This is a genomic window from Floridaenema evergladense BLCC-F167 (assembly GCF_041929205.2).
Lineage (GTDB): Bacteria > Cyanobacteriota > Cyanobacteriia > Cyanobacteriales > Aerosakkonemataceae > Floridanema > Floridanema evergladense.
Window position 1 is genome coordinate 2,659,371 of the sequence record NZ_CM171625.1, and the last position, 19,245, is coordinate 2,678,615.

At 42.1% G+C, this 19,245-nt stretch carries 17 protein-coding genes and 5 pseudogenes; 12 read left to right on the plus strand and 10 right to left on the minus strand.

All coding sequences use genetic code 11. The features are described 5' to 3' along the window. Positions 1-83: 83 nt before the first annotated feature. Positions 84-266, minus strand: coding sequence for a hypothetical protein (locus tag ACE1CA_RS13010; protein ID WP_413279821.1), 183 nt, complete (start codon positions 264-266; stop codon positions 84-86). A gap of 279 nt (positions 267-545) precedes the next feature. Then, positions 546-911 carry a VOC family protein gene (locus ACE1CA_RS13015; RefSeq protein ID WP_413279820.1) on the minus strand — a complete coding sequence of 122 codons (366 nt, stop codon included), beginning with the start codon at positions 909-911 and terminating at the stop codon, positions 546-548. A gap of 323 nt (positions 912-1,234) precedes the next feature. Between ACE1CA_RS13015 and ACE1CA_RS13020 the strand changes: the two genes are divergently transcribed. The 10 genes and pseudogenes from ACE1CA_RS13020 to ACE1CA_RS13065 all read left to right on the plus strand — a co-directional run bounded on the left by ACE1CA_RS13020 (position 1,235) and on the right by ACE1CA_RS13065 (position 10,966). Then, positions 1,235-1,786 carry a Uma2 family endonuclease gene (locus tag ACE1CA_RS13020; protein ID WP_413279819.1) on the plus strand — a complete coding sequence of 184 codons (552 nt, stop codon included), beginning with the start codon at positions 1,235-1,237 and terminating at the stop codon, positions 1,784-1,786. A gap of 101 nt (positions 1,787-1,887) precedes the next feature. Then, on the plus strand, positions 1,888-3,081 hold the full coding sequence (locus ACE1CA_RS13025) for an acyltransferase family protein (protein ID WP_413279818.1): 1,194 nt from the start codon (positions 1,888-1,890) through the stop codon (positions 3,079-3,081). Positions 3,082-3,145: 64 nt separating this feature from the next. Then, positions 3,146-4,084, plus strand: coding sequence for a sialate O-acetylesterase (locus tag ACE1CA_RS13030; protein WP_413279817.1), 939 nt, complete (start codon positions 3,146-3,148; stop codon positions 4,082-4,084). Between the two features lie 393 nt (positions 4,085-4,477). Next, a pseudogene (locus tag ACE1CA_RS13035) lies at positions 4,478-5,176 on the plus strand (helix-turn-helix domain-containing protein); the annotation flags it as partial. Position 5,177: 1 nt separating this feature from the next. Then, a pseudogene (locus tag ACE1CA_RS13040) lies at positions 5,178-5,573 on the plus strand (TniB family NTP-binding protein); the annotation flags it as partial. Beyond that, positions 5,573-6,076 carry a TniQ family protein gene (locus ACE1CA_RS13045; protein ID WP_413279814.1) on the plus strand — a complete coding sequence of 168 codons (504 nt, stop codon included), beginning with the start codon at positions 5,573-5,575 and terminating at the stop codon, positions 6,074-6,076. The pseudogene ACE1CA_RS13040 and the gene ACE1CA_RS13045, both read left to right, overlap by 1 nt. A 183-nt stretch (positions 6,077-6,259) precedes the next feature. Beyond that, a complete protein-coding gene (locus ACE1CA_RS13050; protein ID WP_486517807.1) occupies positions 6,260-6,961 on the plus strand; it encodes a sigma-70 family RNA polymerase sigma factor in 702 nt (233 codons plus the stop codon). Between the two features lie 15 nt (positions 6,962-6,976). Then, positions 6,977-7,759, plus strand: coding sequence for a DUF1822 family protein (locus ACE1CA_RS13055; RefSeq protein WP_413279812.1), 783 nt, complete (start codon positions 6,977-6,979; stop codon positions 7,757-7,759). A gap of 5 nt (positions 7,760-7,764) precedes the next feature. Next, positions 7,765-10,449 carry a CHAT domain-containing protein gene (locus tag ACE1CA_RS13060; RefSeq protein WP_413279811.1) on the plus strand — a complete coding sequence of 895 codons (2,685 nt, stop codon included), beginning with the start codon at positions 7,765-7,767 and terminating at the stop codon, positions 10,447-10,449. A 166-nt stretch (positions 10,450-10,615) separates the two neighbouring features. Further along, positions 10,616-10,966 carry a TRADD-N-associated membrane domain-containing protein gene (locus ACE1CA_RS13065; protein WP_413279810.1) on the plus strand — a complete coding sequence of 117 codons (351 nt, stop codon included), beginning with the start codon at positions 10,616-10,618 and terminating at the stop codon, positions 10,964-10,966. An 83-nt stretch (positions 10,967-11,049) separates the two neighbouring features. Here ACE1CA_RS13065 and ACE1CA_RS13070 read toward each other — a convergent pair whose 3' ends face one another. From ACE1CA_RS13070 to ACE1CA_RS13080, 3 genes are all read right to left on the minus strand, one after another. Continuing rightward, positions 11,050-12,156 (minus strand): pentapeptide repeat-containing protein, encoded by a 1,107-nt coding sequence (locus tag ACE1CA_RS13070; protein WP_486517808.1) that lies wholly within the window; start codon positions 12,154-12,156, stop codon positions 11,050-11,052. Positions 12,157-12,293: 137 nt separating this feature from the next. Continuing rightward, the gene (locus ACE1CA_RS13075; protein ID WP_413279232.1) at positions 12,294-12,608 is read right to left on the minus strand and encodes an RNA polymerase sigma factor; all 315 of its coding nucleotides are present in this window, start codon (positions 12,606-12,608) and stop codon (positions 12,294-12,296) included. Next, positions 12,605-13,162: a hypothetical protein gene (locus ACE1CA_RS13080; protein WP_486517809.1), complete on the minus strand. Its 558-nt coding sequence runs from the start codon at positions 13,160-13,162 to the stop codon at positions 12,605-12,607. The genes ACE1CA_RS13075 and ACE1CA_RS13080 overlap by 4 nt, the downstream gene beginning before the upstream one ends. 231 nt (positions 13,163-13,393) lie before the next feature. Here ACE1CA_RS13080 and ACE1CA_RS13085 point away from each other — a divergent pair, with 231 nt between their 5' ends. Further along, positions 13,394-13,555: a plasmid partition protein ParG gene (locus ACE1CA_RS13085; protein WP_486517810.1), complete on the plus strand. Its 162-nt coding sequence runs from the start codon at positions 13,394-13,396 to the stop codon at positions 13,553-13,555. An 8-nt stretch (positions 13,556-13,563) separates the two neighbouring features. Here ACE1CA_RS13085 and hsdR read toward each other — a convergent pair. From hsdR to ACE1CA_RS13100, 3 genes and pseudogenes are all read right to left on the minus strand, one after another. After that, a pseudogene (gene hsdR, locus ACE1CA_RS13090) lies at positions 13,564-15,228 on the minus strand (EcoAI/FtnUII family type I restriction enzme subunit R); the annotation flags it as partial. 58 nt (positions 15,229-15,286) lie between these two features. Beyond that, positions 15,287-15,817 (minus strand): annotated as a pseudogene (locus ACE1CA_RS13095) (restriction endonuclease subunit S); the annotation flags it as partial. A gap of 33 nt (positions 15,818-15,850) precedes the next feature. Beyond that, the gene (locus ACE1CA_RS13100) at positions 15,851-17,179 is read right to left on the minus strand and encodes an IS701 family transposase (protein ID WP_486517811.1); all 1,329 of its coding nucleotides are present in this window, start codon (positions 17,177-17,179) and stop codon (positions 15,851-15,853) included. Positions 17,180-17,254: 75 nt separating this feature from the next. Here ACE1CA_RS13100 and ACE1CA_RS13105 point away from each other — a divergent pair. Further along, a pseudogene (locus ACE1CA_RS13105) lies at positions 17,255-18,091 on the plus strand (family 10 glycosylhydrolase); the annotation flags it as partial. 254 nt (positions 18,092-18,345) lie between these two features. Here the strand turns inward: ACE1CA_RS13105 and ACE1CA_RS13110 are convergent. Together ACE1CA_RS13110 and ACE1CA_RS13115 are read right to left on the minus strand one after the other, a co-directional pair. Continuing rightward, a complete protein-coding gene (locus ACE1CA_RS13110; RefSeq protein WP_413279720.1) occupies positions 18,346-18,819 on the minus strand; it encodes an SMI1/KNR4 family protein in 474 nt (157 codons plus the stop codon). Between the two features lie 14 nt (positions 18,820-18,833). After that, a complete protein-coding gene (locus tag ACE1CA_RS13115; RefSeq protein ID WP_413279719.1) occupies positions 18,834-19,223 on the minus strand; it encodes a deaminase domain-containing protein in 390 nt (129 codons plus the stop codon). Positions 19,224-19,245 lie beyond the last annotated feature (22 nt).

The window sequence follows — 19,245 nt, forward strand, 5'->3', positions numbered from 1 at the left end:
AAATCTAATTTCAATAGTGTAAATTAATTTGACAGTTTCGGAGTTTCGATATAGATTGCATGAATCAACTACAGAGCAACCATTTAACAGTCTAAACAAAATTCTTCCCAAAATTCCCAGATGAAATTTTCTGAGATTAAAGGATAATTCTCTATATGCTCCTGTTGTTCTGCATCCAAATCAGCAAACATTTCCTTTAAAACTTCTTCATCTCGTTCATAAAAAGGTCTTAGTGGAGCCAAGTAATTGCCAGTCAAGATAACCATATTGAATCCTATTGCCTGAGAGCTTGTAAAGTTCTTGTTACAAACTAAGGTCGATCGAGGTAGTCAAACCTCTGTCAATCTGCTTAACCTGACTGGCTATTATCCCTCTCAAAAGTAGGATAACAGAAGGAAAGAGAGGAAGCAGAGAACGGGGGACTCTTGAGACAAGGGGACAAGGAGACAAGGAGACAAGGAGACAAGGAGACAAGGGGACAAGGGGACAAGGAGACAAGGGGACTCTTGAGAATTTTTGCCTTGTGCACCCCTGCACCCCCTGCCTTAACTAGGGGTAGCGACTGGTACTGGCTCATACAGATACTCAAACCAGTTACCATCAGGATCGCGACCGTAAAAAGAAGCTGTACCATCCCGATGTTCGTGAATCTTGGTTAAGTGGATGTTTTGCGCCTGGAGTTGTTCGTAAGCAGTTTCCATTTCCTGACGTTCGCTGAACACAAACCCAAAATGCGCTCCTGCTTGATCGTAACCTGGACTCAACAGCGCCAAACCATCATCCCCAGCTTTCAGGTAAGCCCAGTCTGCATCTTTCCAGACTAACTCCATACCCAAGTTTTGGTAAAACTCAGCTGCACGATTAATATCTTGAACACAAATGGCGACATGACCCAGACGTTTCAATTTCATAAATCAAAATCTTCACGTTTTTCCCTATTTCTCATTGTATGGCAATTAGTTTGGAATAGGTTTTAAAAGTTTTCTTACTTCCGACAGATGTTTGGATTCTATAGTGATTCTGAAAATTTGCAGACTTAAAAGTTTTTTAAGTGATTAAATGGTGAACGATCGCTTCATGAGAGAAGATAATTTTGGATGGTTCATCTTGTGCAATAAAAAACAACAGTGTTACAGTAAATAAAGCCGATGCCTATTTATTTTTTTGTAGTTCTCAACCTCACCACCGAACAAATTTTGTCAGATAGTTGGAATTTAATTTAGGAATTCGCGCCATGACAGTCACTACCGCTAAATGGACATTAGACGATTATCACCGCATGATTGAAGTTGGATTATTAGTAAGTCGTCATGTAGAATTATTGAATGGAGAAATTATCGAAATGCCACCGGAAGGGCCAGAACACGCTCAACAAAGTACTGATACTGCTGACTATTTGAAAGAACTATTGCGAGATCTGGCTATTGTGCGGGATGCAAAACCGATTACTATCCCCGAAACAGGTTCAGAACCACAACCGGATTTAGCGATCGTTCAACCCCTTCGCACCCTCTACCGCACCCGCCATCCTTACCCAGAAAACATCTTCTGGTTAATCGAATTTTCTCAGACAACTCTCGCTAAAGATTTGGAAGTTAAACGTAAAACCTACGCTGCTGCATTAATTCAAGAATATTGGGTAGTAAACTTAAAAAATCAACAACTTAAAGTATTTCGCGATCCAGATAATGGTGACTATCGTTCCGAGCAAACATTGACCTCTGGTGAAATTTGCGCGATCGCTTTTCCCCATCTCCCTATCTCCATCCAAAAACTAATAGATTAGCACCCCAATCTAGTAAAAAAGTTTTATATTTAGTATAATAAAAAAGTTTATTTGTCTATTTCATTTTCTTCTATTTTACCTCGGACTAGGAGCTAATTGCGATGGAGATTTCGGCAAATTCAGGTGACTCTTATCCAAAGAGCGAACCCACAACCCTGGCAAAGAAGGAGCAAAAATTTGAAGCGTTTGACTTTCTCCGCGCCATCTTTTCCCTCGCCATAGTCGCATACAAAACGAAGATTTACAATATACCAAAAATCCTGTTGCCGAATAATTTCACTAGATGGCTCAGCGATTATGTCTTGAATGGAATGGTAGGTGCTCTTGCAGTTCCAGTATTTTTACAAGTTTCCCTGTTTCTTTTTTACAATAAAAGCGAGAAAACTGGATTTAAATACTTTATTCAAAAACGTCTTCCTCGGCTGATATATCTTTACGTTTTTTGGGTTGGCGCAATAACTTTATACGATGTCTTATTTTTTGGAGGATTTGAAGTAATCAGAAAAGCCACCTCATCAATCAAAACTTTTGCAGAGTTCATAATGAGTGGCAACAGCACACCTTATTTCTTCTTCTTTTCTTTGATTTTTGTCACAGTACTTGCTGAAATTTTAATCTTGTTATTTAGTAAAATAGAAAAGCCAGCAACAAAAATCAACCTCAGTTACTGGTTACTTATTGTCTCCAGCATTTTAGTATTTAGTTTTTCCACCATCCAACCAATCATTAAATACACAGGAATTCAATCACCCTTCTTAAACTTTATCAGTAACCTCACTGGATGGGACTATACTCCAGTTAATTTCTTACCTTATGTATTTACCTCAATTATCACTGCACAGGAATACAAAGAAGGAAAATTAGCTCAAGTAACTACATTTTTGAGACTAAAATTATACGGCTTACTTGGGTTAACATTATTCTTTTTCACTATAGAATGGGTATTAACAAGTAATGGTCTTTTAATTCAAGTAGACCAAGCACCTTTAGATCATTACTTAAGGCTATCTCTCGTTTTTGGCTCTTGGTTACTCCTATATTTAGGTATAGTATTAAAACCGCAAGTTCCGGCAATTATTGCCTTTCTCTCCTCTTGCTCTTTGGGAATTTATGGTTTCCACGTTTTCTTTATCTTTCAGAAACCTCTACCTTTAGGTAGCATTCCTGTAATGGGTAATCTGCTACAAGCAGTTCCAGTTTTGTTTATATTAACTAATTTCTTTGTAGTCTCGATCGCTTCGATCGCACTTACCGTATTGTTTAAAAGAATCAAAATTTTTAAACAATTCGTTTGAACCACCGATCTATAACCCAAGAGCATTTTTGCTCTCATCTCATAATTTAGGAACACCAAACGTAATGAAACTTAAGAAAGTAAATATCTTACCTATTATCGTAACTACGGTTCTTATCTTACCCATTGGTGTAGCAATGGGAGCTTTTTTAGAAAAACGCTACGGTTTCAAAAACATACTTCAGGGTAATTTTCAGACAGATTCTTCATCAGAAACAACCCAGACTAATCAAACTAGTATTCCGCAAAAGTATCAAGGAAAATTACAGTTATTTATACTTGCTGGACAGTCAAATATGGCTGGAATGGGCGATCTTCCACCGCAAACAAAACTAGCAAACACTAACCCCAAAATTTACGTCTTTGGTAACGATTATCGCTGGAAACTAGCGAAAGAACCCATTGACGATCCAACAAATCAAATTGACAGAATATCCGAAGACAAACCCACAGGTTATAGCCCCGCCTTATCGTTTGCTACCGCTGTTTTAAAGCAACGTCCTGATATGGTGATAGGACTAATACCTTGTGCTAAGGGTGGTTCTTTAATTGACGAATGGCAAAGAAAAGGAAACTTAGATGAAAATACGCTTTATGGGTCTTGTTTAAAACGAGTACGTGCAGCTTCACTAATGGGAAATGTTGCTGGTATTCTTTTTTTTCAAGGTGAAATTGATGCAGTAGACCCCAAGGAAGAACCCAAAAGAGTATTTTCAGCCAATCAATGGGCGAATAAATTTACTCTTCTAATCGACAATTGGCGCGGCGATTTGAACTCACCCAACTTACCTGTAGTTTATGCACAAATTGGAAGTAACACAGAACCACAAAGATTTGTAAATTGGGCAGTTGTTCAACAACAGCAGCGTCAAGTTAAATTGCCATATTCGGCAATGATTACAACAGATGACTTAGCTTTGAAAGACTACGTTCACTTTACTACAGAAAGTTATCAAATTATAGGTCAACGTTTTGCCAAAGCTTATTTAAGCTTGCCAAAATAACTACAATAGCTTGGAAAACCAAAGATGAATATTTTTTGCAGGCGTACTGTACAGTGCCAAATTATTTGTCGTCGTGACACATTAATGTCGTCGAGCCGTTTTTCAGTAAAATCAAGGGTTTCAGCCGTTAAAACTGCTTAGGCGCGATCGCCTATTTACAGATTTTAGGTGACAAATTAGATGTCATTTTCTGAATTAGTGACAAATTAAGTGTCAATTTCTGTAATGCCACTTGCAGCAATGGAGTGACAAATTCATTGTCATTTTACCTCAATTTTTGTGGTATATTCTTTTTTTGTAGTACAAATGTTCTACAATAACAAAGATCACTCATAAAATCTTTGTAAAACTAGAAGCACACAATGTATTCATAAAGGTTGATGGAATCAGGGTATGCAAAACCATCCTCATCCAGAACTTACAGAATCTTCAGACTCTCTGCCACAAGAGAGCAAGGTTTCTCCTGAAACAATAGCGATCGCAACCGAACTGGATCAAGAGGCTCAACTCAAAGTAGAGGTGATCCAAAGTCTTTTGGAACCTTGCGATCGCATTACTTATGGACACAAACTTCGAGAAGCTGCTCAAAAATTAGGAGTTAATGTCCGAACTGTCCAAAGGTTGGTGAAGAAATGGGAGCAGGAAGGGTTAGCTGGTATAGTCAAAATCGACAGGGCAGACAAAGGACAACACCGCATCAGCGATTTTTGGCAGAACTTCATTATTAAAACCTATCAGGCAGGCAATAAGGGCAGCAAACGAATGACTCCCAAGCAAGTTGCTGTCAGAGTACAGGCTAAAGCCTATGAAATCGGGGATGACAAGCCACCTCATTACAGAACTGTGCTGCGAGTATTGACACCCATGATTGAAAAGAAGGAAAAGGCTAAGAGTATTCGCTCTCCCGGATGGCGGGGAACCACGCTTTCAGTTAAAACTCGTGAAGGAGAAGATCTGACAGTTGAATATAGCAACCAAGTTTGGCAATGCGACCATACCCGTGCAGATGTATTGCTGGTAGATCAATATGGTCATCTTTTAGGTCGTCCCTGGCTAACAACGGTGATCGATGCTTACTCTCGTTGTGTCATAAGCCGATCGCCTGAAGCCAGAAACTTTTGCTGATGTCCGAGATATTTATGACAAGTTAGAGATCGCTGTAGTCTTGGTTGGGACAGATCGCCTGGATGCAGTGGTGAAGCGGGATGAGCAGGTTTATAACCGTTTTCGAGCCTGTTATCGCTTTGGCAAGCTATCAGGGGAAGAGTTCAAAAAGACAGTGGAAATTTGGGAGCAAAAGGTATTAAAGTTGCCAGTTGCTTCCAATTTGACTAGTAAGGAGATGTTAAAGATTTTGATTTCCGCAACCGAGGGTTACATTGGGCGGCTGGATGAAATTTTGGAGGAGGCGGCAATTCGATCGCTTTCAGCAGGTTTTAAGAAAGTAGAAAAGGCGATTCTTCAAGAATTGGCGAAGGAGTACAAGTAGTGGCAGAGGTAGAGATTCAACCTTGGTTATTTGAGCTTGAACCTTTGCCAGGGGAAAGCCTGAGTCATTTCTTGGGACGCTTCCGACGACCAAATCACCTTACACCAAGTAGTTTGGGGCAACTGGCAGGAGTTGGGGCGGTAGTGGCGAGGTGGGAACGGTTTCACTTGAATCCCCCTCCGAGTCAAAAGGATTTGGAAGCGTTGGCAAAGGTGGTGGGAGTCAGTGCAGAAAGGTTGGCTCAAATGTTACCACCTAAAGGTGTGGGGATGAAGTGCGATCCGATTCGGTTGTGTGGGGCTTGTTGTGGAGAAAATCCCTACCATCGGATTGAATGGCAGTTTAAGTCGGTTTGGAAGTGCGTAAGCCATCAGTTAAAACTTTTATCTAAGTGTCCCAACTGTGAAGCGCCTTTTAAAATGCCTGCACAGTGGGAAGATGGTTGTTGTCATCGCTGTTCGATGACTTTTGCGGAGATGGCGAAATATCAAAAGTCCTGTTAAGTAGGGATTGAGGGTCAGATAGCCTTCTATCTAAAAATTTTACATAACTTCACATAAAAACCTGCCAATGGGCTGTTTATAGATTAGTTGAGTTCATTGGAGGAATGCTGTGGCAATTACAAGGTACTTTTATGCGGTTGCAATGTTCCTGATTAAACAGGGAGGGGTAAGGAGAAAAAATTTATGGAACCGATGCCACCCCTTTTACAGGAGCAACCGATGACGAAGCCTACCACAGATGCCAATTTTCATCAAACACTGCGGGAACTAGTGCAGGAGGTTTGTCAGTATCCGGCTCAAAGTCCCCAACGGCGCAAAGGGTTAAACCGCATTGTGCGGCTGATTCAACAATCTGGCAAACTCTGGCGAGAAAATACCTCTTACTATGAGGACGCATTGCAGGAAACTTGGTTGTATTTTTCCCGAAACCTTTGTGAAGCGACGACTTCACGTAATCCTTATAACCCAGAAGAGGGAAGTGTAATTACCTGGTTGAATGCCTATTTAAGACGACGATTACAAGACTGGCAACAGCAGGAGAACGAGGAACGAGTCAGGCGAGCAAATTCTCAAGTATCAAAAGAAACTGGGGAATTACTCGATCCTTTAGATACTGTGCCTGCAAAGTCAGAAGCGCCATCGCTAGTAGAGGAAATAGAAGCTTGGGTGGTAGCTGATGAAACTGGGGAATTGCAGCGTACTCATATTCATGGACATCCAGAGGTGAACTGCCAAGTATTGATTTTGCGGCGGTTGCCACCGGAAACGAAATGGAGAGATTTGGCGGCGAAATGGGGTTTGTCTATTTCAACGCTGAGTGGTTTTTACGAAAAACAATGTCGTCCCCGGTTGAAAGAATTTGTGTGGTCAGAAGGATACCTATAACAAGGGAATAAGATTATGCTGAACAACACGCAAGACCAAGAAGATTTATCGATTCGCGTACCGATTACTACAGCAGCACGGCAGCAAGCACAGGCATTTGCAGAGGAGCAGTCTTTACCAGAAAAGGCAGAGCAAGTTCGCCGCAATACCTTAGCAGTGTTGGCGGTGCGGGATTATTTGCAGTGGCAGAACTATGAGACGGATTTAACCACTAGCGATAGTTGGAATCAGGCGACTCGTACTTGTGGCGATGTGGCGGATTTGATGATTGCCGGATTTGGGCGGATTGAATGTCGTCCGGTGGATGATTTGGAGGAACCTTGTCCTATACCGCCGGAAATTTGGCACAACCGGATTGGTTATGTTTTGGTGCATTTGGATGAGGAGTTGCGGGAGGCGACGCTGTTAGGGTTTGTCCCGCCGTTTGACCCGGAAGACCCGTTAGAAGAAATTTTAGTGACTCAATTGCAGTCAATGGATGAATTGATCGACTACCTCTATCGGTTGGAATTGGCTCAACAAGAGTTGAATCAAGATTCAGCAGAGGCGCAACAATTCCGAGAAATGTGGGAGAACCCAGAAGAGCGACTGATGGTAATCGCCCAGTTAGAGCGAATTTATCGCTGCGAACTGCCTAGCAAATGGCGGGTGAAGGGGGAAAAGGTGTTATCGGGTCGAGGACTGGAGGGGGTAGCCGTGCGCGAAGGAGCTGTTGCGGCTGACCGGATTCAGCTTCAGGGTGTGGCAGAACGGTTGTTAGAGCGATTGGCAGCAGTTTGGAATGGGGTAGAAGGGTAAAACAGATGGACGAACAACGGCTTCAAGAATATCTCAAGCTGATTGGATTGCTCTGGCAATGTTCCGATGAGGAGGAAGCAGAGATTTTGCAGGCGCACGCAGATTTAGTCGATCTGGGACTGCTATTGACAATGCAGAGAGTAGCAGAAGATCTGAGCGAACAGGGTAACACCAACGCTGCTGAGTGGTTGCAAAATCTGGCGGGTCAATTGGCTGAGGCAGTCGGGTTAACTGAGGAATCAGTAGCAGGGGAAATGCCGTCACAAGAGACACTCTGGTTTCTGGCAGAGGTATTGCAGTGTATTGCAGAAACTAGCGGTGAGGCGGCGCAAGTTTACCCATTTCTAGCAGCGCATCAGGAGAAGCTGAACACCCAGTTGTTGCAAGCTTTACCTGTTGGGTTTGCCATGTTTCTGCAAGGAGATGAGGAACAAAGTCTGTTTGTTGCAGCGATATTTTTTGAATTTGGCAACTTAATTGCACAGTTTCCTCTGGGAAATCGGGCGCTGAATTTAGAAATGGCTATTGCTGCTTACCAACTCGCCTTGCAAGTAAGAACCCGTGAGGCATTCCCGGTGGATTGGGCAGCTACGCAGAACAATCTGGCAAATGCCTACAGCGAGCGGATTCAAGGCGACCGGGCAGAGAATCTCGAACAAGCGATCGCTGCTTTCCAACTCGCCTTGCAAGTATATACCCGTGAGGCATTCCCGGTGGATTGGGCGATGACGCAGAACAATCTGGCAACTGCCTACAGCGATCGGATTCAAGGCGACCGGGCAGAGAATCTCGAACAAGCGATCGCTGCTTACCAACTGGCTTTGCAGATACGTACTCCCACCGCATTCCCTCAAGATTGTTTGCAAACCGGGCGCAGCTTAGGAAATCTCGCCTTTAAAGAAGGGCGCTGGTCACTTGCGATTGAAGGTTACGGCGTTGCCATCGCAGCAGTGGAACAAAGCCGCAGTTGGGCAGCCGATGAAACCCGTCGCCAAGAAATTCAATCCCAAGCCAGCGATATCTACGAAAAAATGGTACAAGCTTGCATCAACAACGGGCAACTGGATAAAGCCTTGGAAACAGTAGAACGCTCTCGTTCCAAACGTCTGGTTGACTTGATGGCAAGTAACGACCTCTACCAAGATGGCAACATTCCCTCAGAGGTGCAAATCTACCTCCAGAATTATGAACACTTGCAACATCGAATAAATCAAATCCGCTTCGGTCACGAAAGCAGCGAAAATCGTCCCTTAGCCGGAACTGCCACCACCCGCAATAGAACCTCCTGGGAAGCAGAAAACGAACTGATTCAGAAATTAGAAACCCAAAAACAGCAAGTACGGCAGCAACTCAGCCGCCTTGACCCCGTTTCTGCTGGCTTACTCCAAGTCAGCGCCCCCAATTTGGCAGCGATGCAACGCCTGATAGACCAACCTACAACTGCCTTGCTGAGTTTCTTCTCCACTAGCGAAAACACCTATATTTTCGTTCTACGAACAGACCAAATCACCTGTCACACTTGCCCAGGTCAAGGCATAGAAAAACTTCAAAATTGGTTAATTGAAGAGTGGCTAAAACCCTACCTGGCAATTAACCAAACCAGAGACGATACAGAACGCATCCAACGCCGCGCTACCTGGAGTAACCGTATCCCCACCATTTTGGGCGAACTCTCCCAACGGCTGCAATTCAACGAACTACTGCAAACCCATCTCCCTGGCGTTCGAGAACTGATACTCGTTCCCCACCTGTTCCTGCATCAAATTCCCTTTGCTGCCCTCCCCACAGATAACGGTTTCCTGGGTGACTTATTCCACCTGCGTTATGTCCCCAGTTGCCAGGTGCTAGAGTTCTGCCAGCAGCGTCCCCCCGTGACGCAACTGCAATACGGCACTGTAGAAGATGCCACCGAAGATTTACCCTGTGCCAACTTTGAAGGCGAACAAGTTGCCCAACTTTACAACATCCCCCCAGCCCAACGCCTACGGGGACGCAACTACGCCAAGGTGGAAAACTACCGGAAACTGGCAGAACAAGTCCAAGTCATCCTTTCCAGTCACCACGCCCAATCCCGTCTGGATAACCCCTTGGAGTCGATGCTAGTCCTAGCAGATGGAGCCATTACCCTTGGTCAATTGCTGACTCCCGCATGGCGACTGCCCCAACTCTCTGATGTCTTCCTCTCCTGCTGCGAAACGGGTTTGGGCTTAACACCCGACTTAACAGACGATATTCTCACCTTGGGGACAGGTTTCCTGTGCGCTGGCGCGAGGAGTGTCGTCAGTACCCTGTGGTCAGTCGATGACTTAGCCACTGCCATCTTCTCCATCCTTTACCACGAATACCGCCACATTCTCAACCGTCCCGCTGCCTTGCAAAAGGCGCAACAGGAGTTGCAGCAAATGACTGGGGCTGAATTAACCAACCGTTACAAACAAGAACTAATCGACCTGCTAGATGAAAAATACGAGCAGTCGGAAGCCTTGCGCCAAGAAGCCGAAGCCAAGATGAACCAACACCAACCCGATACTCAAGAATACAAAGATTGCGAAAACGAACACAACCTCTGGGCGAAGTCTGCCACCCGGATTGAGGATACCACCTCGCGGCTGAAAGCGCTTTGTCGAGAAAAGAAGCCGTTTAATCATCCGGTGTTCTGGGCAGCTTTCGTCTGCCAAGGACTACGGTAGATTCAGTAGGCTCAAAGCTAAACCCCACCCCCTGCCCCCTCCCCGTTTACGAGGAGGGGGTAAGAGATTTTTTATACCAGAAAAGTAGGTTTTTTGTTGACATAATTTTTGGGAAAAACAGTGATAAGAGAGTAACCAAACTCTACGCTTCTGGAAGTTGTTAAATATGGTTCAGATTCAACCAAAAAATTACTTCGATTGTTCTATTGAAAATAATGAATCGATGTTAAATCAGCAGATAATTCAGGAAATATTACACCAATCCCATGAAAGTTTCAAGCTCACCCAACAAAGTTTTCGCTTGGCTTTAATCATGTCAGGAGCTAGTGCAGTTGTCAGCTTAATTGGTGTGGGATTGCTGTTTACACATAATGCTTCTGAGGGTGCGATCGCAACAGCCAGTGGATTAATTTCCGGCACTAGTTTCTTCCAATTAGCACGGGAAGCTAGCGAACAACAAGAAAAGGTGAATGAACGACTAGAAAAATTTGCTGAAGCCATCAATCAGGAAAAATAACTCAACTTAAAACTCATTAATTTCTTGGGGCTTGCTGATGGTTTAGCCCCATTTTCTTTGGTGATAATTCTCTAAAACATCAATTACTTACTGATTAACTCAATAAACTCATTAACTACCGCCTCTGGATTGTTGTCGCACAATTTGGCATCAAACCTGTAAACCCTCACTCCTAAATGTTCAAACATTCTCTCTCTTTCATGTTCCTTAGCCCGTTTCTCCGGTAAATGCCAATAGCCATCAACTTCTAAAATTGCCCAGCGAAATCCTAAATTAGTAGGAACACAAACTAAAAAATCTGTCTCACAGCTTCTTTTGTAACTTCCTAATCTGGCTAAAGAGTTAGGATAATACAGCAATCCTTTTGATTCTAAAACTTGGGCTATTTTCGCTTCAACGCCAGAACGAAAGCGCATTCCTTTCCAATTGTAAAAATACTGGTTCCCATAATACCAAAAGCAATGATTCAGTGCTTGATTATCCAGTATTGTCCCTGATAAATTGGCTGCGGTGAATTTCGCTCCCCTAATTTGACATTCGGCTAAATTAGCGTTCTGAAGATTACATTTACTTAAATCTGCTCCTTCCAGATTCGCCGCTGTTAAATTCGCCTTTTCTAAACTTGCTCCTTGTAAGTTAGCACCTTTTAAGTCCGCCCGATAAAGATTAGCCTCGTTTAAGTTAGCTCCTGATAAATTGGCACAGAATAAGCAGCAATCAATTAGAGTGGCTTCACTCAGGTTGGCTTTTTCAAGTTGCGACTCCCAAAATGATGCCTTTCTCAAGTTAGCACCACTCAGATTTGCTTCGGTTAATTTAGCTTCTTCGAGTATTGCATCTTGACAGTTCGCATTGCTTAAATTAGCCCTAGTTAAATCACCAGAAGATAAATTTATATTTCTTAAATCTGCATTACTTAAGTCAGCAGAAATTAGTAATGCTCTTTGCAAGTCAGCATCTTTTAAATCAGCGTCTTTCAAGATAGCACCAGTCAAATTAGCATCAATTAAATTGGCTTCCCGGAGTCGCACACCAGTTAAGTTATAGTTTTGCCAGTTAACTTTTACTAGGTGAGTTCGGCTTAAATCACAACCAACAAGTCTTACTTGATATAAGTTATCTATTGAGCGACTGGTTAAGATTTGACAAGCTAGTTCAAGTTCACGTTTAAATTCTGCGTCTTCTATCATGAATGATGCTTCCCTAAGCGGAATTTCTAATTACAACAGCCACCTTAATGGCAAGATGGCTGTTAAATCCCTTTCACGGTGCTATTGCTTTTTTGGTGCAATTGTGCATGAATAGCAGGTGCGATCGCACCTGCTATTCATGCACTATTCCCCGGACAAAGTTGATTCATCAGTTCAGAGGGAATTTCTTCGTAGTGTTCCAGCAGGAAGTCTACTAGAGCCAGATGGCGTTTATCTGTTTTCTCAGGTGGGAGATAGTTTCTCCCTCTGCTAAACCAGCGGTTGACTGTACTCACAGAGCGATCGCAAATCTCTGCTATCTGTTCGTAGTTGACATCCCACTTGGCGTTAAATTGCCGATGGGTCATGCCCAACTGACAGTTAACATACAGATGAATTAACTGCCGTTCTCTGTCGCTTAGAGGACGAGGACGGGAGGGAGGAAAAGTCATACTGTTCCCTCCCCAAAGGGTTCTAGGTCAAATTCCCAGGCGGTGTCAGTAACACAAGAACTGGGTGAGTTGGGGTCTAGCCAAATCAGGTATTTCCACTCCCAAGAGGCTCGATGTCGAGCGTAGGCGTAAAACTTGCCAATGACTATTCCAAAATCGGTTTGTTCTTTATTGTTAATGATTTTCCAACGTATGCGATCGCCAATCCAGAAAAGGGGTGTTTTGCTGTTTTGCGGGAAGTTTTCTGGGAGAGTGATTGCTTGTAGGCTGTGTAGTTCAACGGCTGGTAAGTCGGAGGTAACTGCTTGGTTGTTGTTTCTCAGAAGGTTGAGATAGTCAGTTATCACTTTGCCAGTTAGATTTTTGGTTAGTTGTCCAATCAGCAAGGCGGCTAGAGTTTCGGCTTCTGCTGCTTCCAGATGTACCCAAGCGCTGTTAAAGTCAGCGTCGCAGTGGTTGTTCAGTTTGTTTAGCAGTTCGCTAATGCCAAAATCATCCAGTGCTTGCTGATAGCGGTATGGGATATCAGCTTTGTGACTCACTGGTTTTAACATGGTTAGAGTCTCCTTTTTCGGGAGCCAAAGCCAGCAGCTAAGTTTCCAGGCTTCCTGCTGGCTTTTGACTTTTATGAGAGCTACCGTAACACTAACCACACTTATAATGCAAACAATGTAAATAATGTAAACCACCCTTAGCCTTTAATGACTAGTTTCCACTGTAGTAGGATAATTGGGGGTAAACGAGAATGGGATACTGTGTCAGAGGAAAAGCTAGTTACTTACAAAATGTTTCTTACAGATTCTTTGAGGGCAAAGTTTAAATCTTTGTGCGCTCTCAAGGGTGTAACTATGAATGAGGTTTTAGTTGAACTTGTGGAAGATTGGATAGAAGAAAACGACACTCCCACACCGACTAAAAAGGGTAAGGGCGATCGATCGGGGGAATAGTCTTTAAATTAAGCTGCTCTGTTGCGTGAATACAAATACTGTTGGAAGTCAAGAAATACTTCACTGATGTTCGCAACGGTTCCTAGTTCTTCCACTGCGTCACGAACGGTATGATATTTCAACTCTAAAAGTTGGGGTAATTTAGTGCGATCGAGTTCTCCCACTCCGGCTTTGATATATTGTTCTAGTACGAAGTCGAGAAATTCTTGCTGTTTGCCCGTATAGCGGGAGAATATTAAGGACTTGTGGGCGAGAACTCGCTCTCGGCGGCTGATGGGTGGTGAGGCGTAGGCGATATAAGCTAGAACGTCATATAAATCGCTTTTTTCAGCATCAATTAGGCGGGTAATGTCTGTTAGTTGTTCGTCGCCGTAGCCTTTCTCTGCTAGTCCTTCTAATAAACCTTTACGGGTTTCGGGACGACTCCAAATCTTTCTTAATTCCTCTTCATTTTTGAATAGTTCGGGTATGTCACCAAAGAGACGTTCGACAAATTCTGCGGCGCTCATGGGTTTACCGTCTGGACTCCAAAAGCTGGTAGACATTCGGTTCTGGAGGGTGCGTTCTTTACCATCAGCAAGTTTGATTTTGATGGTTTGGGGGCGGGTAACTTGTGTAGTTTCGTTTTTATCTTTAGCTTTATCTGTGTTGTTGTTGGCTGTAAATGATTCCTTTGGTTCTCTGCGAGTTTTGACGATTACAGGTTCTTGGGGTTCGCCGTCCCATTCTGGATCGTTGAAGTGTTCGTAAGCTTTGACGAAATCATAAATGGTGAAGTAGTCTTTGCCATCAAATAAGCGAGTACCTCTACCGATAATCTGCTTAAATTCAATCATTGAGTTGATGGGGCGCATCAGGACGATGTTCCGAACGTTTCGGGCATCAACGCCAGTGGAGAGTTTTTGGGAGGTGGTGAGTATGGTGGGGATTTTTTTCTCGTTGTCTTGAAAGGTTTTGAGGTGCTGTTCTCCCAGTTTTCCATCATTGGCGGTGACGCGGACACAGTAATTAGGGTTACTGCTAATCTTCGTTTGGTTGATTAAATCTCGCACGGCTAGGGCGTGATCTTGGTTGGCGCAGAATACCAGGGTTTTTTGATTCTGGTCGATTTCTTCCATGAACAGTTGTACCCGATAGCGTTCGCGATCGCTAATTTCAATAATGCGGTTAAAGTCCGTTTCTGTATAAATTCTGCCTTCCTGTACTACACCTTCGAGCAGTTCATCTTCGGGGCTGTAAATATATTCATCTAGGTTTGTTTCGATTTGCTTAACTTTAAAGGGAGTGAGAAACCCATCGTTGATGCCGTCTTTGAGGGCGTATTTATAGACTGGTTCGCCAAAATAGGCGTAGGTATCGGCGTTGTTTTCTCGTTTAGGTGTAGCAGTGAGTCCGAGTTGTACGGCTGGGGAGAAGTATTCTAAAATACTCCGCCATTTGCTTTCGTCACTGGCTCCGCCTCGGTGACATTCATCAATGATGATGAAGTCGAAGAAGTCGGAGGGATAGTCGCTAAATTTCGGGGTGGGATTACCTTGTTCATCCCTTCCAGTCATGAAGGTTTGAAAGATGGTAAAAAAGATACTGCCATTTTTGGGTACTCGATCGCGTTTTCTGATCGCTTCCGGGTCGATGCGGACGAGGGCATCGTCGGGAAAGGCGGAGAATGAGTTCTACATAATCACTATCTGCAACTTCATTATTGACGACAATGCCAATAACGCTATCTGGAAAGCAGGCATCAAAATCGAGAATAGCTGTCTCAGCAACGTTAGCACCAACAATTGCAATACATACTGTTCCTTGAGGCCAAATTGCACTCTGTGCTAGTCCTAATTCATTATAGGTTTGAGAATAACTAGTAATTCGATGCTTGGCATTGCTGATGTCACCAGTCTGTATTAAGGGGTATTTTCCCCCATATAGTTTCTTGTCACCTCTAGGTCTATGCTTTGATTTACCTCTAGTAAATTTGATTGAAATTTCCTGAAGTGTTTTCTTTTCCCACTCATCGCCTTTCTGGGTGAAGATGGCATTTAGATAGCTTTCAAATAGTTCGCGGGAGTTGGCGAGGTTTTTTTCGGTGTTTGCGATCGCTCTATCAATCCCCTCAAACGCCTCATCCAAAATCGCCACAATCCGCTTTTGTTCAGGAAGTGGAGGAAGAATGACCTTTACACTTCTAACAAGCTCAGTATTTAAATTTCGGACTGTAGATCCTGCTGCAAGTTTGTCAAACTGCTTATATCCCTCTTTTGTCACTTTCCGAATTAAGCAAGTAGTAAATAAACTAAACTATCCAGAAGAATAAAAGGATTTAAATTGATTCATGGCAGCAATTAAATGATTGAATCCCAGTAATAAATGTGAATTAGGAAAAATATCGAGCCAGGGATAAATCGACCAAAATAGTAATAGTGGTTGGACAATAAGACGCAGATTATTTAAAACATTCTTCCATCCACATTCATGATTCCATTGTTGATGATCAGAAAAATCAACCTTACTAGTTTCTGGCTGATCAGCCTCAGTTTGATGAGATTTATTTAAGCTGAAGAAGGCTGGAGAGTTTAAACTAATCATTGTGTAAACACAAAAAATAATTTCCCACCACCTCTCAATATGTTGAAAATTGGTGAACCGATAATCTGTCCAGCCGAGTTCCTGCTTACATTGGCGAAAACCATATTCTACCCAAGTTCTTAATCCATACAAATCACCTAAAATATGCTTCAGGTTCCCTTGAAGATTTGTCATTACGAAGGAAGTAGAATTCTCTGGCATAGTTTCTGGATCGGTAGTTATTTCCCAGTAAGTTACGGCTCTCTTTTTACCATAAATTATTTCCCTAATGTATCTAATTTCTGTCTTTTGGTTGCTAAAAGTTCTCTCGAATTTACACCATTTATTCGCTCTAACCCTCTGCCCTGAAGGAAGCCAGACTCCGTGATTACTTCTAATTGCTACTACATAAGCTAAGTTATATTCACCCAGTTTTCTCAGAAATTGGCTACTTTCACCATATAAACTATCTGCCAGTACCAGTTCAATCTGAAAGCCTTCTTCAATTAATTCTGTAATAATTTCTGACGCTAATTCTATTTTGGTTTGATATTTATCTCCTTCTTTTAATGTTCCTTTTGGTTTGAATACTTTTACCATTAAGGGAAAGGTTATATTAGAGTAAACTCCATAGGCATTGACTGAAACTATTCCATTATCAACTTTGACTACACTACCTAAATATTGTCTGGCTACATAATCGGTCTTTTTACCTTTTTTCCTGTCTCCGGTTTCATCTATTACCACTGTAATCTTCTTGCCATCTAATGCTTTCTTTAGTTTTTTTAATCTTCTTTGTTTTAATTTATCTACCGACCAATCAGAATTGGCTATAAAATGATGTAATGATTGGGCCGAGTTTATACTTACAACTTTCGCTATCTCTGGTAATGATTTTCTTTTGATTGGTAACATTATTCCCAAATGTAAATATTTGAAGCACTCATAATTTCTTACTTCCTTAAACAGGTCTTTATACTCTGCACAATATTCATCTATGAGTGCAACCGTTGGATGAGCATCTCTTGGCAAATGCTTGAGGATTTGTAATTCTACATCCATTGCTCTACTTACCTTTCAGGGTTTTCTTTGTTCATTCTTTTATTTAGAATACCCGGAAAGTGACAAAAGAGGGATAATAATGCTGATGAAAAAACGATTCGCGAACGAGTTCGTTATTATCGCTCCCAAGGAATTAATACAATTATTCATGGAGTATGGGGAAACGGTTGTACAATGTATAAAAGCGATGTAATGTAACAAACATTTGGATACAAAAGTTGTCCTAACCAATTTAAAGAGCAATGGTTAGAATGGTTGATTGATGAGGCGCACAAGCAGGGAATGCAAGTCCATGCTTATTTTGAAAAGGGAATTAAAATTGACAAAAATAGCCCCATTTTTGATGAAGCAATTGCTAAAAGATGGATTGTACCAGGGGTTGATAAAACCTATCCAGAAATCGAACACTATGTACTAGATGTGGAAGTTCCAGAAGTAGCTCAGCTTTTCAAAAGTATTTTAGTAGAATTTGTCCAAAAGTATCCTACAATTGATGCAGTTCAATGGGATGATTACTTAGGATATCATGCTGATTTACCAGGGAAAGTCGATCGCACCACCCATTTAACAAATTTCGTAAAGCAAATGAGAGATGACATGAAAAAAGCTAATCCAAATGTTAGTTTCGATCTGTGTCATCATAATCCTTATTGGGGTAAACGTTATTTTGCAGCTGATTGGTCAAATTGGAATGTCGATCGAGTTTTCATTCAAACTTATAACGATGCTAATTTCAACCAAGAGCTAGTTTATGCCGAGAAGTATGAAGGAGTAGCTATTTCAGACGAGCAGTTGTATCGGTTAAAAGAACTGATGAATAACCCGAAAATTAAGAGCGTTTTAGTGTTTTCCTCAGAGGGAAAACCAGAAGAAACTGCTGCTCTTGTTAAAAAATTTACTGTCAATAAGTAGCTGAATAATAGTAATGAATTACACAGAAAATTTGCTAGTTTTTTTGGTGAAATCGAATGGTGCAATGGGTCATGCTGGTATTCTGCGCCACAACAGGCTGTTGAGACAGGTGCGATCGTTTAATGGTTAGTTACCTTGCGGTAAGTCTTCACTTAACCGGGCTACTTGCCCTATGTAAATATCCAGATGATAGAGAAATTCAAGGATTTGTTTATAGCTATTTTCAAGAGTATTTAGACACAACGGATTGTCCCTTATAGAGTAATCTCTGAATACAAATATTTCGCGTGAATTTCCACCTCTGTCATCAGAAAATCACTATATTTATCATGACTTTTAATAAAAGCTGTTTCATCTGTCCCTTCACAATAAGAATAAGTTGGCGGATCGTCTCCTTGGGAAACTCTAAAAAAGCTGAATTGATACCCTTGGTGCATTAAGAAGACAAAAGCATCCTCTGGCAAAGATTCAGGAAAATTATTTTCTTCTAAAAGCTCGATCGCCCAACGTTTTAAAACCAACAAATCTTTAAAAAAGCAATCCGAACCTCGCAGAAATCTACCCGCACCATGTCCCATCAATAACAGGAATTCCTGATAAGCTTTTGGCAGCAAAATCCCTAATTTTTCCTCAAGTTCAACCACTTCATCCTGTGTACATCCCAGTAGTTCATCTGGCGATGCCAGTTTTAGTTCTATCAGTTGTTTTTTGACCCGATCTAGGTACATAACCACTAACTCCTTTAAGCCTCGCCTGCATAGTTTACTGTCAGGACAATGTTGGGAAACCGTCTACGGAACTGTTCTATAACATTAGTACAGGAATCACAGGGCGATCTTTCCGTAAACAGGTTAATTTTTCCTTCGATTTCTGGAGTTTGAGCATATCGGAATGCCAATTCTTCCAGTAGCTTATATTCACTATCATAAGCCCGTGAATGTCCAGGTGGTACTTCATAAGTGACAAATAAAGGCTGTTGAGGTAAACCAACTGTTCCAGGGCGAGTTGATCTACCACTAATAGCTATTAGTTCCCCAGTATCACCGCTAATTTCAAACTCAGCAATAGCTATATTTTTGTAAAGCGATATACCCAACTGCTCCCGAATTTGGATAATTTTTTCAGAATCCATAATTTTATTTTTTAATGAACTA